Origin of the sequence: Rhizobium sp. R339 (assembly GCF_002211395.1) — a bacterium.
Classification (GTDB): Bacteria; Pseudomonadota; Alphaproteobacteria; order Rhizobiales; family Rhizobiaceae; genus Rhizobium.
In genome coordinates this window covers 459,500-475,499 of record NZ_LOKV01000012.1, presented here as the reverse complement: position 1 = coordinate 475,499, position 16,000 = coordinate 459,500, and the positions used below count along the sequence as shown (strand labels likewise).

Here is a 16,000-nt window from a genome sequence, read left to right as displayed (position 1 = left end):
AAACGCTACAAGACCGAGACTTGGATTTAAAAGTTGGAGACGTCTCCTGCGCGTCCGGATCGACGCGCAGCGCTCCACACCTCTGTTCATCAGTTGAAGTTCGGCGAGGCGTTCGACGCACCGCCCTGCGTCGATTGAATGTCGGCAGCCGCCGCCCCCGACATGTCGCCGATGCGGCGAACCGCACCCGCCTCGACCAGCCCGCCAAGCGCCTTCTGCATGAGATCGACCGCATTGGCGAAGGCATCCACCGGCATGATGATGCGCTGGCGGAACACCGGCTTCGGATTGTTGTTGGCGTCTCGCTCGGTGGCCGAGAGCGACATCACGTCGATGCGCACGATCGTTCCCGTGATGGTGATTTCACCGATGCCATCTGCATAAAGTTCGCTGCTCATTGTTCTCTCCTCTGGTTGATGTGAAAACTGTCATTTTGCGGCGCATCGGATTGTCCGAATCCGCTTCACGCTTTTCGCCCCGATGCGTGCGTGTCATGCCGCCATGCCGGAAACGGATCGCGAAGGCCGACGGCAGTTTGCGGATCGAAGCCTGTCTCCTCCCCGGTCAGGCAATCGTCGAGCGCGGCCCGGATCGCCGCCTTGTCGAAGTGCGAGCCGATGAAGACGAGTTCCTGGCGGCGGTCGCCCCAGACTTCGTCCCAATGCCGGTCGATGAGCTGGCGGAATTGCGGAAAGCGAGGCCATTGCACCTTCGGCACGGAGGCCCACCAGTATCCCCTGGTTTCGATGCGGCATTGGGTGCCGGCGATCGACAGCAGGCCGATCTCATCAGGCCTCGTCGCCAGCCAGAAATGACCCTTTGCGCGGATGAGGCCTGCCCATTTCCTGTCGAGGAAATCCTTGAGCCTCAACGGCGCGAAAGGCCGGCGGCTGCGATAGACGAAGCTTGAAATGCCGTATTCCTCGGTCTCAGGCACATGGTCGCCCCAGCCGAAGAGCTCCTTGTGCCAGAGCGGGTGGCGGGCAGCCTTCGCCTCGCTGAAGAGGCCGGTATCCAGAATCGTGTCGAGCGGCACCTGGCCGAAGACCGCCTCGACAACCTGGGCATCCGGATTGAGTGCAGCGACGACCCGGCGAACCTCGGCAAGGTCGGCGCAGGACACGTCGCCTGCCTTGTTGATGATGACGACATCGGAAAATTCGATCTGCTCGACGAGCAGGTCCACGAGCTTCCGCTCGTCGTCCCCGTCACGCCTCTCGCCGCGATCGGCAAGGAACTCGGCGCTGTGGTAATCGGCAAGCAGATTGACCGCATCGACGACGCAGACCATCGTGTCGAGCCTCGCCACGTCGCAAAGGGCCGCCCCGCTCTCGTCCCGGAAGGAGAAGGTGGCCGCGACAGGCAGCGGTTCGGCAATGCCGGTGCCCTCGATCAGCAGATAGTCGAAACGGCCGGCGGCCGCGAGCCGCCTGACCTCGCTCAGGAGATCTTCACGCAGCGTGCAGCAGATGCATCCATTGGTGAGTTCCACCAGTGTCTCGTCCGTGCGTAGGAGGTCCGCACTCCCTTCGCGCACGAGATCCGCATCGATGTTGACCTCGCTCATATCGTTGACGATGACGGCAACCCGACGCCCTTCCCGATTGCTCAGGACATGATTGAGCACAGTCGTCTTTCCGGCGCCGAGAAACCCGGCGAGAACCGTAACCGGCAATCTGATATCTGTACGCATCGTCGATACTCTCACACTTCACGGCATGCTTGGCCTTGCATCCGCGTGGGCGTTACGCAGCGAGCTGCGGTTTGAATGCCACGTCCACGTAGTAGTTCGTGCTGTTATAGCTGGCGGTCGGGAACAGCCCGCCCGATCCATAGGCATAGACGCCGTTATTGCCGCCTGATGCCTTCAGGTCCCCATTCGTCACGTCGCTGGCGAAGTAATTGCCGGTCGCCGAATAATGGCCGTTGGTGCTGTAGGAAACGACGTAGCTCGTATCCGCCTGGATGGCGATCTGCTGGCTGAGCTGTGCGGTCTGCCAGCCGCTCGCCGTCTCGTTGTTGAAGGTGACGCTGCCGAGAAGCGTGCCCGAGGCGGTCCACAGATAGCCGTTGTGCGGGCCGGTATTGTCGGCGCCCTTGTAGAAGCGGATGGCGGTGATCCAGCCTGCGGCATCGGCCTGGAATTTCATCCCGAGATTGACTTGCTGGTTGTCGTTGACCGAGACGACCGAGGGCGTCGCATTGGCGGCAAACAAGTTCTGCTCTGGGCCTGCAGCCGGGCTGTTGATGGTGAGCGCCACCTGGGCCGAGGCCGTGCCGCCCTTGCCGTCCGAGATCGCGTAGCTGAAGCTCGCCGCTCCGGAATAGCCCGCCGTCGGCGTGAAGGTCACCGTCTGGGCCTGGGCGTTCCAGGCGACCGAGCCGTTGACCGCGCCGCTGACGCCGGTAATCACCAGCGGATCGCCATCGCCATCGGTATCGTTTGAAAGCAGCGCCGAGGCCTGGATGGTAATCGGCGTGCCCGTATTGGTCGAGTAGCCGCTGTCATTGGCGGCGACCGGAACCGCATTCTGCGCACCCTGCTGATAGAGCACATCAACCCAGTAGTTGCTGGCATTGTAGGAAGCGGTCGGGAACAGGCTGCCCGTGCCATAGGCATAGACGCCGTTGCCGCCGCTGACCGAACTTGCCGGCGCCGTCAGCGCGCCGCTCGTATGGTCGGTCGTGAAGTAGTTCGCCGTTGCCGAATAGAAGCCGTTCGAATGGTAGCTCGCCACATAGGTGGTGCCGGCCGTGACATTGATCGGCTGGGTGAAGGAAACCGTCTGCCAGCCGCTTGCCGTCTCGTTGATGAAGGTTGCCTGGCCAAGGAGCTGGCCGCTCGCGGTCCAGAGCGAGCCGACATGCGTGCCGGTATCCTGAGCGCTCTTGTAGTAGGTGAGCCCGGTGATCTGGCCATTGGCGGAAGCGATGAACTTGACGCCGAGTTCGACCGAGTTGGCGTCATTGGCGGCGCCAACACCCGACGTATCGGCACCGGTAAACAGGCTCGAGGTCGTGCCACCGCCGGGTTGCGAATTGACCGTGAGGCTGACGGTGGCCGAAGCCGTGCCGCCATGCCCGTCCGAGATCGAATAGGAGAAGCTTGCAACGCCGGTATAGCCTGAATTCGGCGTGAAGGTCACCGTGTTGGTCTGGCTGTTGAAGGTCACCGTTCCATTGACCGCGCCGTTGGCGCCGGTAACGCTCAGCGGATCGCCGTCGCCATCGCTGTCGTTGGCAAGCAGGTTTGCTGCAGCAATCGACAGGGCCGTGTTGGCATAGGTCGTGTAGCCATTGTCATTGGCGGCGACAGGCACCGTGTTGCCCGTCGACTGGTTGAAGACGACATCAACCCAGTAATTCGACGACTGGTAGCTCTGGGTCGGGAAGGTCGAGCCCGATCCGACCGCATAGACCCCGTTCGTACCGGCCAGCGCCGTCAGCGAGCCGTTGGTATGGGCCGTGTTGAAATAGCCTGCCGTCGCCACATAGCTGCCGGTCGTGTGGTAGGAGGCGACATAGGTCGCACCCGCCGTAATCTGCAGCGGCGTGGAGAAGTTCGCAGTCTGCCAGCCGGAGAGCGACTCGTTGTTGAAGGTCACCGTCGCAACGAGCGTGCCGTCGGCTCTCCAGAGGGAGCCGGTGTGCACGCTGGTATCGCCGGCAGCCTTGTAATAGCGGATGCCCGAGATCGTGCCGTTTGACGAAGCGACGAACTTCATGCCAAGTTCCATCGCCGTATTGTCGTTGAAACTGCCGCCGGTCGGTCCCTCGCTTGAGGTAAACAGCGTCTCGCCGGCCGGACCTGCCTGCACGGTGAGGCTGACATTGCCCTGATCCGTGCCGCCGCGACCATCCGACAGCGTATAGCTGAAGCTTGCCGGGCCTGAATAATTGTTGGCCGGCGTGAAGGTGACGGTTCCGGTCTGCTTATTGAGAGCGACCGTGCCATTCACGGCATTGCCGACGGCGGTGATGGTCAGCGCATCGCCATTGGCATCGACATCATTTGCCACGAGCGCGGCAATCGAGATGACAAGCGTTCCGTTGTGGCCGATGGTCAGCCCGCTGTCGTCGGTCGCCACCGGCTGGCTGTTGGGGCCGGCATCGAAGACCACATCCACCCAATAGTTGGAGCCACCGGGGTTCTGACCGGGAAACGTGCTGGTGCCGCTATAGGCGAAGACCCCGCCGCCATCGACAGCCTTCAGCGCACCGCTGGCATAGGGCTCGCTGAAGTAGTTCTCGGTGACCGAGAAGAATCCGTTGCTGTGATAGGAGGCCACATAGGTCGTGCCGGCGGCGATCTGGATCGGCGAGGAGAACATCACCGTCTGCCAGCCGGAGAGCGATTCACCCACCGACACGCCGGTTGCGAGCAGCGTTCCGTCGCCGGACCAGAGGCTGACGACGTGGTCGCCGGTATTGTAGAAGCCCTTGTAGAAGCGGATGCCCTGCACGGCGCCTGCCGTCGTTGCCTGAAAGCGCAGGCCGAGCTCGACCGGATCCCGATCGATCGCCGTTTCCACAGCAGGCTTTTCCGCCAGCGTCCACAGGCCCTGCGTGCCCGGCAGGCTGACCGTGACCTGCTTTCCGGCGGATGGTGCCTCCAGATTGACGCTGTCGTCGACGGCGCGCGACAGGATCGTATAGGTGCCGCTTGCCTGCACGACCCAGTTGTAGCTCCAGCTTTCGCGGCCGGTGGCCTTGAACCAGTGCTGGCCGCCATCGGTGGAAACCTCGACGCCGGCGATGATGCCGCCGCCGAAATCCTGCGCCGTGCCCGTGATCGTCACATGCTGGCCTTCGAGGAAGCTTGCGCCTATGATCGGCGAACTGATCGACGAGGTCGGCTTCAGCGTGTCGGTCGATTGTGTCGCCAGGATCAGGCTCGCATCCAGCGTCGTCGGCTGGATGCCCATGTCGGCGAACATGTTGACCATCGCCTGCTGCACGTTGCGATCGGTCGATGTCGTCGGGCCCTGGTGGTTGTCGCTCAGGCCCCAGGACCAGAAGACGGTGCCGGCGCCGAAGACCAGCGCGCCGCTTTCCGCGCGGTACATGGTGAGGCTGTGGGTGGCGATCGCCGAACCGACCGTCGTGCCGTAGTCGCGCAGATATGTATCCACCGAGATCGACGAGAGCGACAGGTTGACGAGACCGTCAGGCCGGAAGCCGTTCTCGACATCGGAATCCCACTCATAGCCGAGCAGGTTCTGCACCAGATTATAGGTATCGCCCTCCTGCAGCTCCGAAACCTCGGTGTTGCGCCAGAAGCGCAGGTTCGAATAGTCGTAGGGAATGGAGATCGTATCCTGGCGGTAGCTGTCCACCTGGAACATCGTGCCGGTCAGCGAATTTTCCGGCTCCTGCCCCGGATCGGCATAGCGCGGATCGCGCCAGGTGCCGGTGCCGACATTGCTCGGATCGGTGCTCGTGCCCCAGGTCTCCTTGTAGCAGACCATGGTGCGGTAGGCTTGGCCGCTGCCGTCGATGCTGCTTTCCCAGCGGACCTTCCAGTAGCATTCGTTGCCGCTCCAGAAGGCGAGGTTGACGCCGGCATCGCGGGCAGCCTCGACATTTTCGCGCTGTTCTGCAGACCAGTATTCGTCGTGGCCGACAGAGAGATAGGCATCGTGATTGAGCAGCAGCGCGCCGTTGCGCGTCGCATCGACGCCGGAAATATAGGACACGTCGTAGCCGTTCTGCTCCAGCCACGAGATTGCGGAGGATTCGACGCCGAAGATATAATCGTGCGAGCCGCCGATCGGGCTGGTATTGGTGATGATCGGCCGGTTGTAGCTGACGGCGGACGCACGGCCGATCGCGGTCAGCCCGCAGCTGCAGTTCGGCGGCAGGTAGCCGATCATGTCGGCCGGATCGACAGGAACTTCGCCATAATAGAGGCTGGCGCCGCCCCAGGCATTATAGGCCTGCCAGGTGGTGTCGGATGTCTGGAAGACGATATCGCTGGTAGAAGCATCGTCGCGTACGACGAAGGGGATGATACTCGCATCCTCAGTGCCATCCTCGCGCACCAGCTTGGCGAAATAGACGCCCGAGACAGCATCGTCGGGAATCTCCCAGCTCGCCGATACCGACCAGTTGCCGCAATCGATGAGACCGAGCGACATGTCAACGATCGGGTGCGGCTGGATCTGCGCCGTGGTCAGCGATTTCTCGATCGAGTCGACCTTGCGGGCGCCCATACCGCCATAATAGCCCATGCGGTAGATATCGATGCGGTAATGGGTGGAATCGGTGGCGATTTTGAAATCGACCGTCTGGCCGATATTGGTGCTGATTTCGGTGGCGAAGCCCTGGATGGTACCGTTGCCGTCGCCCTCCAGTCCCCATTCGCTGATCGGATTGCCCTGCTTCAGGTTTTCGAGCGCGATCTTGTTGGGCGTCACCACAGCTGCAGGCGAAGCCACCGCCGCCGGTGCCGCCAGCGCTGAGGGAGCCGCGGTCGTTTCAGCCGAAACGTCCTGGCTCGTTTCCTCCGAGAGGGAGAGCGTCGAAACCTGAAGACGCAGCGAAGTTGTGCCGAGGCTGCTGGAGGAGCCGACCGGCGCCGCCGTTTTCGCGCTATCCGTCTCGGCATTGCTGGTGACTCCCGTAAGCGCCGGAGCGGCAGGCAGTGTCGCAGCCTCCTGCGATGGATCGGGGGCAAGCACGGTGTCTTGCCTTGTCGAGGAGGGCGTCTCGAACACCGTCGCAACCGATGCCGTCTTGATCGAGCTGTCTTGCGCGCCGCCGTCGCCCGCAGGCGCCGTCGGCGATGCGGCGGACGATTGCGTGGTAACTGATGACATCAGTGATGATGTGACCGTATCGGTAAAGGACGATTGGACGGTAGCGCTGCCCTCGTTGGCAAAGCCGGAAAAAGCCTGCGTGCTCGAAGACACCACGATCGGAGTTGCAAGCAGTGCAGTCCAGGTTGACGTTACGTGACTGATGCAAGGCGTGCCGCCCGAAGCACTTAAATATTCTCGATTCCTCACATGAAATCTTAACAAGAGCGGCGTCCCCGTTTCCGTCGACCAGCATTGGAGATTTCATCCTGCCAGCTTTCGAAACGGAGCGTACGACAGCAATCAGGGGTATGTGGGTGGTACCGCATACGCCGATATGATGACCCTCACCCCATATCCGACCGAAAGGCCTCAAAGCCTCCTGCTGCCACCGCTCAAGCGGCTGACGCCGGTGAAAAGGGGGGCTTGCTTGGCTTTGCTTCGCCGGTCCGGCCGGTCGAGGGAAAACGCCGGCTTTGTCCTGCGGCGCTCTGTGCTACCAGGCCGGAAATGGATCCTCGAGAGCCGACCAGTCTCGCGGATCCGAGCTGGCCAGACAGTTGTCCAACGCGGTCCGGACACCTGCCTCGTCCATATCGACACCGATGAACACGAGCTCCTGCCGACGGTCGCCCCAAGCGCTGTGCCACCGGCTCTCGATATGCTGACGAAACTGCTGATGGCTAGGCCAGTCCTGTCGGGGAACGGCCGCCCACCAGAACCCCATGGGTTCGCAGCGCCGCTGCACCCCGGCAGCCGACATCAGACCCACGTGACGCGGGCGCGTGGCAAGCCAGAAATGACCCTTGGCGCGGATGACCCCCGGCCAGGGCTCGTCCAGGAAGGCTCTAAACCGCGCGGGGTCGAAGGGACGTCTCGTGCGATAGACGAAGCTCGTTACCCCGTATTCCTCCGTCTCCGGAACATGGTCGCCAGGGCTGTACAGCTCCTTGTGCCACAGCGGGTGGGCGGCAGCTTTTACTTCGTCGAATAGGCCCGTATTGAGGATGCTTGCAAGCGCGACCTCGCCGAAGTCCGTCTCCACCTGGCGCGCATCCGGGTTGAGCGCAGCCACCGTCTTGCGGACTTCCGCGCGGACCTCTTCGCTCGCATCCGAGATCTTGTTGATCACGACAATATCGGCAAACTCGATCTGGTCCACCAACAGGTCGATGAGCGTCCGCCGGTCTTCGCCGTCCCGCTGCAGGCCGCGATCGCGAAGCAGGTCGGCGCTGCTGTAATCGGCCAGAAGGCTTGCGGCGTCGACGACGGTCACCATCGTATCGAGTTTCGCAAAATCGGAAAGCGAAACACCGCTCTCGTCGCGGAATGAAAAAGTTGCCGCGATAGGGCATGGCTCCGCAATGCCGGTCCCTTCGATCAGCAGATAGTCGTATCGCCCCTCTTCGGCCAGTCGCCGCACTTCCGTCAGGAGATCATTGCGCAGGGTGCAGCATATGCAGCCATTGCTGAGCTCGATCAACGTCTCCGTCGTATGCGACAGGTTACAGCCGCCGTCTCGAATGAGACTGGCATCTATGTTCACTTCGCTCATATCGTTGACGATGACGGCGACCCGCAGGCCCTCGCGATTGCTCAGCACGTGGCTGAGAAGCGTCGTCTTGCCGGCGCCGAGAAAACCCGAGAGCACTGTCACCGGCAGCCGGTCGATGCGGTTCATCGTCCCGTTCATTAGCGTCCTCATGGCCGTGGCGAACATTTGCCGCGCATCAACGTCATTCCAAAGCCATTCCTGATCTTATCCAAGGCATCACGCGACAAGCTGCGGTCGGAAGACCACATCGGCGTAATAATTTGCCGAATCGTAGGTATTGGTGGGGAAGAGACCCGTGGTGGCAGATCCGCCATAGGCATAGACCCCATTGCCGCCGGCGGCAGCGCTGGATAGCGCCGACAGCGGGCCGTTGCTGACGCCGTTGGTGAAGAAGCCATCGGTCGCCACATATGCGCCTGTTGTGTGATAGGAGGCGACATAGGTGGTGTTGGCTGTGATGGTGACGGGTGTTGCAAAGTTCACCGTCTGCCAGCCGCTCGCCGTGGTGTTGGTGAAGGTGGCGGTGGCGAGCCTGGTGCCGGTGGAGGTCCACAGGTCGACGACGTTTTGCCCGTTGTCGTTGGCGCTGCGGTAGAACCTGATGGCGGTGACGTCACCGGCGACGTTCGACTGGAACTTGACGCCGAGCTCGAGCTGCTGGCCGTCGTTGAGGTTCGTCTGGGCCGGCGTGCTGGAGGCACTGAACAGGCTGTAGGTCGCAGGCGCCACCGTCGCAGTGATATTGAAGGTCTCGTTGGCGGCGAGGCCACCGAGATCGGTCGCCGTCACCCTGACGCCATAGGTGCCGGCTGCCGTCGGCGTGCCGCTGAAGGTCCGCGTCGAAGCGTTGAAGGTGAGCCAGGAGGGCAGCGCCGTGCCGTCGGCGGCCGTGGCCGCATAGGCCAGCGTTTCGCCGCTGTCGACATCGGTGAAGGTCGTGGACGGCACCGCGAAGGAGAAGGCCGAGCCGACGGTGGCATTCTGGTTTGCCGTCTGGACGGCGAGCACCGGCGCATCATTGGCGCCGTGGATGGTGACGGTCAGGTTTGCCGTGGCGATGGCGCCGGCAGCGTCGCGCATCGTATAGCTGAAGACCTCGCTCAGCGTGTTGGTCGACTGGCGCAGTCCCTGCACGGCGCTGTTGGCCTCATTGACGGCATAGCTATAGGCACCCGATGCGTTGAGCACCAGACTGCCATAGGCGCCGTTCAGCGCTGCACCGAGCGTGCCCGATGTCGCCCCGAAGCTGACCGCCGTCACCGTCTTGGTGTCGCCGGCATCCGGATCGGTATCATTGGTCAAGACATTGCCGCTGGCGGCGACGCCGCCGGAGCCGTTGGCGACGCCGCCCTTTTCCGTCGCATCCCCGGCATCGGCAACTGCCGTCGGCGTCGTGTTGCCTGATGTCGACACGGCGATATTGAAGGTCTCGTTGGCCGAAAGGCCGCCGAGATCGGTTGCCGTCACCCTGACGCCGTAGGTGCCGGTTGCTGTCGGCGTGCCGCTGAAGGTGCGCGTCGTGGCGTTGAAGGTGAGCCAGGAGGGCAGCGCCGTGCCGTCGGCGGCCGTGGCCGCATAGGCCAGCGTTTCGCCGTTATCGACATCGGTGAAGGTCGTGGACGGCACCGCGAAGGAGAAGGCCGAGCCGACGGTGGCATTCTGACTCGCCGTCTGGACGGCCAGCACCGGCGCATCATTGGCGCCGTGGATGGTGATGGTGATGTTTGCCGTGGCGGTGGCGCCCGACGTGTCGCGCATCGTATAGCTGAAGACCTCGCTCAGCGTGTTGGTCGACAGGCGCAGTCCCTGCACGGCGCTGTTGGCCTCATTGACGGCATAGCTGTAGGCGCCCGATGCATTGAGCACGAGACTGCCATAGGTGCCGCTGAGGGCCGTGCCGAGCGTGCCCGATGTCGTGCCGAAGCGGACCGCCGTCACCGTCTTGGTGTCGCCGGCATCCGGATCGGTGTCGTTGGTCAAGACATTGCCGCTGGCGACCACACCGCCCGAGCCGTTGGCCACCCCGCCCTTCTCGGTCGCATCCCCCGCATCGGCAACCGCCGTCGGCGTCGTGTTGCCTGACGTCGACGGCCGGAAGACCACATCGGCAAAGTAATTGGATGCGTTAAAGCTGGCATTCGGGAAAATGCCTGTGGTGGCAGATCCGCCATAACGGTAGACGCCATTGCCGCCGGCGACGGCACTTGACTGGGCCGTCAACGGACCATTGGTGACCGCGGCCGTATAAAAATTGTTGGTCGCCACGTATGCGCCTGTTGTGTGATAGGAGGCGACATAGGTGGTGTTGGCTGTGATGGTGACGGGTGTTGCAAAGTTCACCGTCTGCCAGCCGCTCGCCGTGGTGTTGGTGAAGGTGGCGGTGGCGAGCCTGGTGCCGGTGGAGGTCCACAGGTCGACGACGTTTTGCCCGTTGTCGTTGGCGCTGCGGTAGAACCTGATGGCGGTGACGTCACCGGCGACGTTCGACTGGAACTTGACGCCGAGCTCGAGCTGCTGGCCGTCGTTGAGGTTCGTCTGGGCCGGCGTGCTGGAGGCACTGAACAGGCTGTAGGTCGCAGGCGCCACCGTCGCAGTGATATTGAAGGTCTCGTTGGCGGCGAGGCCACCGAGATCGGTCGCCGTCACCCTGACGCCATAGGTGCCGGCTGCCGTCGGCGTGCCGCTGAAGGTCCGCGTCGAAGCGTTGAAGGTGAGCCAGGAGGGCAGCGCCGTGCCGTCGGCGGCCGTGGCCGCATAGGCCAGCGTTTCGCCGCTGTCGACATCGGTGAAGGTCGTGGACGGCACCGCGAAGGAGAAGGCCGAGCCGACGGTGGCATTCTGGTTTGCCGTCTGGACGGCGAGCACCGGCGCATCATTGGCGCCGTGGATGGTGACGGTCAGGTTTGCCGTGGCGATGGCGCCGGCAGCGTCGCGCATCGTATAGCTGAAGACCTCGCTCAGCGTGTTGGTCGACTGGCGCAGTCCCTGCACGGCGCTGTTGGCCTCATTGACGGCATAGCTATAGGCACCCGATGCGTTGAGCACCAGACTGCCATAGGCGCCGTTCAGCGCTGCACCGAGCGTGCCCGATGTCGCCCCGAAGCTGACCGCCGTCACCGTCTTGGTGTCGCCGGCATCCGGATCGGTATCATTGGTCAAGACATTGCCGCTGGCGGCGACGCCGCCGGAGCCGTTGGCGACGCCGCCCTTTTCCGTCGCATCCCCGGCATCGGCAACTGCCGTCGGCGTCGTGTTGCCTGATGTCGACACGGCGATATTGAAGGTCTCGTTGGCCGAAAGGCCGCCGAGATCGGTTGCCGTCACCCTGACGCCGTAGGTGCCGGTTGCTGTCGGCGTGCCGCTGAAGGTGCGCGTCGTGGCGTTGAAGGTGAGCCAGGAGGGCAGCGCCGTGCCGTCGGCGGCCGTGGCCGCATAGGCCAGCGTTTCGCCGTTATCGACATCGGTGAAGGTCGTGGACGGCACCGCGAAGGAGAAGGCCGAGCCGACGGTGGCATTCTGACTCGCCGTCTGGACGGCCAGCACCGGCGCATCATTGGCGCCGTGGATGGTGATGGTGATGTTTGCCGTGGCGGTGGCGCCCGACGTGTCGCGCATCGTATAGCTGAAGACCTCGCTCAGCGTGTTGGTCGACAGGCGCAGTCCCTGCACGGCGCTGTTGGCCTCATTGACGGCATAGCTGTAGGCGCCCGATGCATTGAGCACGAGACTGCCATAGGTGCCGCTGAGGGCCGTGCCGAGCGTGCCCGATGTCGTGCCGAAGCGGACCGCCGTCACCGTCTTGGTGTCGCCGGCATCCGGATCGGTGTCGTTGGTCAAGACATTGCCGCTGGCGACCACACCGCCCGAGCCGTTGGCCACCCCGCCCTTCTCGGTCGCATCCCCCGCATCGGCAACCGCCGTCGGCGTCGTGTTGCCTGACGTCGAGGGATTGAACATCACATCGACCCAGTAATTCGTCTCATTAAAGGTGGCCGTCGGGTACAGGCTGCTGCTGCCGTATCTGTATACGCCGTTGCCGGTCGCCGGTGCCGTCAGCGGGCCGCTCGTCACATTGGAGAGGAAATAGTCGGCGGTGGTCGAGTAACGGCCGGTATTGGTATGGTAAGACGCCGTATAGACCTGCCCGGGCGTCAATGCCACAGGACTGGAAAAAAACGCGGTCTGCCAGCCGCTGGCGGTCTCGTTGGTGAAGGTGAGAGTGGCGATCCGCGTGCCCGTGCTCGACCAGAGTGAACCTGTGTGCGTGCCCGTGTCCAGGCTGCCCTTGTAAAAACGAATGCCGCTGACCGTCCCTGCCACGGAGGTCTGGAAGCGGACCCCGAGTTCGACGGCTGAGCTATCGTTTGTGTTGACGATAGCCGGCGTCGCCGAGCCGAAAAGGGACGTGTAACTCGGTCCGCTGACGGTGACCGTGCGTCCGGCCGAGGGTGTTTCGAGGTTGATGCTGTCGTCTACGGCGCGGGACCGGATCGTGTAGCTGCCGGCAACCTGCGGCGACCAGCTATAGGTCCAGTTTTCATCGCCTGTCGCTGGATGCCAGCTCGCGCCGTTGTCGGTCGAAACCTCGACGCCGGCGACCACCCCGCCGCCCGTGTCGGCAGCGGTGCCTGTGATCGTCACGCTGGATCCAACGGCCACCGTCCCGGGCACCGTGATGACGGAGGTCGGAGCAGCCTGATCCGCCGAAGCGGTCCCGGCGACGAGCCCGGATTGCAGCGTCCCGGGCTGAATGCCCATATCGGCAAGCAGGTTGACCATCGCCTGCTGCACGCGTGGGTCCGTCGGCGTCGCCGTGAGATCGTGATTGTCGCTCAGGCCCCAAGTCCAGTAGACGGTGCCGGCGCCGAACACCAGCGCACCGCTCGGCGCGCGATAGAGCGTCAGATTATGGGTGGCGGTCGCATTGCCGGTCGTGTTGCCATAATCGAGCAGGTAGGTGCTGACCGGAAGCGTTGTCGACGACAGCTTGACAAGGCCCGCCGGGTCGAAGCCGTTGTCGGACGCTTCGTCCCACTCGTAGCCGAGATAGTTCTTGGTGAGCGTTGCCGTCTGGCCAGGCTGAAGGTTGGCGACGCTCGTATTGCGCCAGAAACGCAGATTGGCGTCGTCGTAGGGAATAGTGATCGCCTGGAGATTGCTGCCGACGTCGTCGACCTTGAACAACTGCCCGGTCAGTGAGTTTTCCGGGCTTCCGCCGCCGATGGCAGGCGGGCTGAAGCGTGGATCGCGGAAAGTGCCCGTCCATTCGTTGGAAGGATCGATGCCGGATCCGGCCCATGTCTCCTTGTAGGTGATCAAAGTGCGATAAGGCGTGCCGTCGGCGCTATAGGCATTGCCCCAGCGGGTGCGCCAATAAACCTCGTTGCCGCTCCAGAACATCAAGTTGACGCCGGCATCGCGCGCAGCTTCGACATTCGTTCTCTGCTGCCCCGACCAGTATTCGTCATGCCCGGCGTCGATATAGGTCTTGTGATTGAGCAGCAGGCTGCCGTAGCGGTCAACGTCGACACCCGACAGGTAGGAGACGTCATAGCCGTTCTGTTCCAGCCAGTAGATGCCCGCATATTCGGCGCCGAACAGATAGTCCTGCGGGCCGGCAAAAGTGCCGACCCCACCGCGGGTCGCAATCGGTCTGTTATAACTGACCGCATAGGCGCGACCAGCACCCTGCCCCGTCGCCGGGCCGTTGCCGCCATAGAGATTTGCGCCGCCCCAGCCGTTGTAAGCCTGCCAGGTCTGGTCTGCCGTCTGAAAGACGATATCGCTTTGGCTGGAGTCGTCACGGACGATGAACGGGATGTGATTTTCGCCGGAGGTGCCATCCTGACGGACGAGCTTGGCGATGTAGACGCCTGAGACGGCGTCCTCCGGCACGGTCCACGACGCCGAGACCGCCCAGTTGCCGGCATCCACCGTTCCGGTCGTGGCGTTGCGCAACGCATTGGGCTGCGTCTGCAAACCGGTGTGCTGAATGGTGTGAACCTTGCGGGCGCCCATGCCGCCATAATAGCCGAGGCGATAAATATCGATCCGGTAGTTGGTGGAGTTGGTATTGATCTTGAAGTTGATCGTCTTGCCGTTGTCGACGCTGATGTCTGTCGCGAACCCCTCGATGTTGGAGCTGCCGGCACCGTCGATGCCCCATTCGCTCTCCGGGTTACCCTGCTTCTGGTTTTCCAATACAATCGCGTTGCTTGCTGCTGCGGCCGCCAGATTTTGCGTTGTCAACGATCGCTGCGCAGAAGGTTGGGGTGGCGTCGTCACCGAGCCGGAAAGGACGCCGACACCTTTCGTGGTGGTGCCCTTTCCTGTCTCTCCGCCGCCTGGCAATGATCCGTTAACCGTTGATTCTGTCCAGTTCGCGGTTCCGCGCCAGCCCGAAAGAGGCGACAGGTCACGATCGAGGAGCGGGTCGCTGATCGAGGCGCCAATGGCCCGCTTGATCGTCGCCACATAGTCCGGCCCCTCGGTCAGCTTGGTTCCCGGCAATTGGCCGTCCTGCTGCAGCAGGGCGCCGCCATGGGCCCAATCGAGGATACGCGTCGGGGAGGTAAAGTAGCCGCACCCGCACACACCAAAGGGCATGCCGAACGCCAGCGCATTCGCTCCGGCATGCTGCGCGGTCGACTGCGCTGACGGCGTCGATTCGAGAATGACGACGCTGCCCGAGTGTGACCGCTCAGCCGCCACCGTAGCGGAAGCTTGCCCGGACGCTGTCGGTGCAGAGCCTTGCGGCAGGTACGAAGCAAGAGGATCGTCGCCTAGGGAGCTCATGCCAGGATAAGTGCGCGGCGTTGCCCCAAACGCAACTCTGTCCGCATCCGGTGCGAAATGGACGAAACCCGGCGCCTGAGAGGAGAGCACAGACCGGGTCATATCACCGCTTCGCTCTCCTATTTCGCGATTGATCGTGAAAGCGTCAGGCAAGGGCGGCGCTGCGGGGCTGTCGTCGGCCCGACTAACCGCCTCGCCATTCACGTCTGCGCTCTGCCTGGTATCATGCTCGTTGAGCGCCGCGTCCTCATGGGGATCGTCGACAAGGGTGCCCGGCTTGCTTCCATCCACGGTTTGCGCCGCTGCCGCGAGTTGAGCGCTATCGCCGTGCTTTCCAGGCTTGCGCGGCCTCTCCTTTCCGCCGACCGTCAACCATCGGGGAACCAACGAATCCATCAGGAGCGAGCGCGAAGTCCACCGGCGAGCGTTGCGATACATGAGAGAAACCCTCGTGAAATTAATAGGATCGAATCTATGATGATCGCTTAAATACGAAGCTCCCAAGTATAGTCGAAAAGGAGCAGAATATATCCTACGCCTTTCGCTCTACAGGCGGCATCCTTTGGGCAAGCGGCCGTTTTGCCCCACCAGGAAGCCGCACACTGGACTTCGAGCAACGGCAGAGGCTCTTGGAATTGCGGCATCTTCGATCTTGCCCGATCACGGCCCGGCGCCGCAGCTGGTCGCCGCCCCTCTCGGCCAGCGTGCCTATTCCTCCATGCAAACCTTTGATCTTCCGGGATGATAGCTCTGCGCCGCGCGGGATATGTGCTCCTGCTCGATTAGGCTGAGGCACCCTCTCCCACCTCATCAATAGTGATGAGGCAAAGCAAGCGGCCTCCACCTTCCTCAA

Annotated in this window: 5 protein-coding genes; all 5 read right to left on the bottom strand. The window is 62.9% G+C overall.

The window, feature by feature from the left end:
* Positions 1–89: 89 nt before the first annotated feature.
* A complete protein-coding gene (locus ATY76_RS16310; RefSeq protein WP_088675768.1) occupies positions 90–398 on the bottom strand; it encodes a hypothetical protein in 309 nt (102 codons plus the stop codon).
* Between the two features lie 65 nt (positions 399–463).
* Positions 464–1,693, bottom strand: coding sequence for a GTP-binding protein (locus tag ATY76_RS16305; protein ID WP_088675767.1), 1,230 nt, complete (start codon positions 1,691–1,693; stop codon positions 464–466).
* Positions 1,694–1,745: 52 nt separating this feature from the next.
* Complete coding sequence (locus ATY76_RS16300) at positions 1,746–7,022, bottom strand: DUF4082 domain-containing protein (protein WP_088675766.1); 5,277 nt, start codon at positions 7,020–7,022, stop codon at positions 1,746–1,748.
* 271 nt (positions 7,023–7,293) lie between these two features.
* A complete protein-coding gene (locus ATY76_RS16295) occupies positions 7,294–8,478 on the bottom strand; it encodes a GTP-binding protein (RefSeq protein WP_088676074.1) in 1,185 nt (394 codons plus the stop codon).
* Positions 8,479–8,568: 90 nt separating this feature from the next.
* Complete coding sequence (locus ATY76_RS16290) at positions 8,569–15,585, bottom strand: DUF4082 domain-containing protein (protein WP_088675765.1); 7,017 nt, start codon at positions 15,583–15,585, stop codon at positions 8,569–8,571.
* Between the last annotated feature and the right edge of the window lie 415 nt (positions 15,586–16,000).

Coding starts and splice junctions, on each gene's coding strand:
- ATY76_RS16305 (WP_088675767.1), bottom strand. CDS start 1,693: ATGCGTACAGATATCAGATTGCCGGTTACGGTTCTCGCCGGGTTTCTC.
- ATY76_RS16310 (WP_088675768.1), bottom strand. CDS start 398: ATGAGCAGCGAACTTTATGCAGATGGCATCGGTGAAATCACCATCACG.
- ATY76_RS16295 (WP_088676074.1), bottom strand. CDS start 8,478: ATGAACCGCATCGACCGGCTGCCGGTGACAGTGCTCTCGGGTTTTCTC.
- ATY76_RS16290 (WP_088675765.1), bottom strand. CDS start 15,585: ATGTATCGCAACGCTCGCCGGTGGACTTCGCGCTCGCTCCTGATGGAT.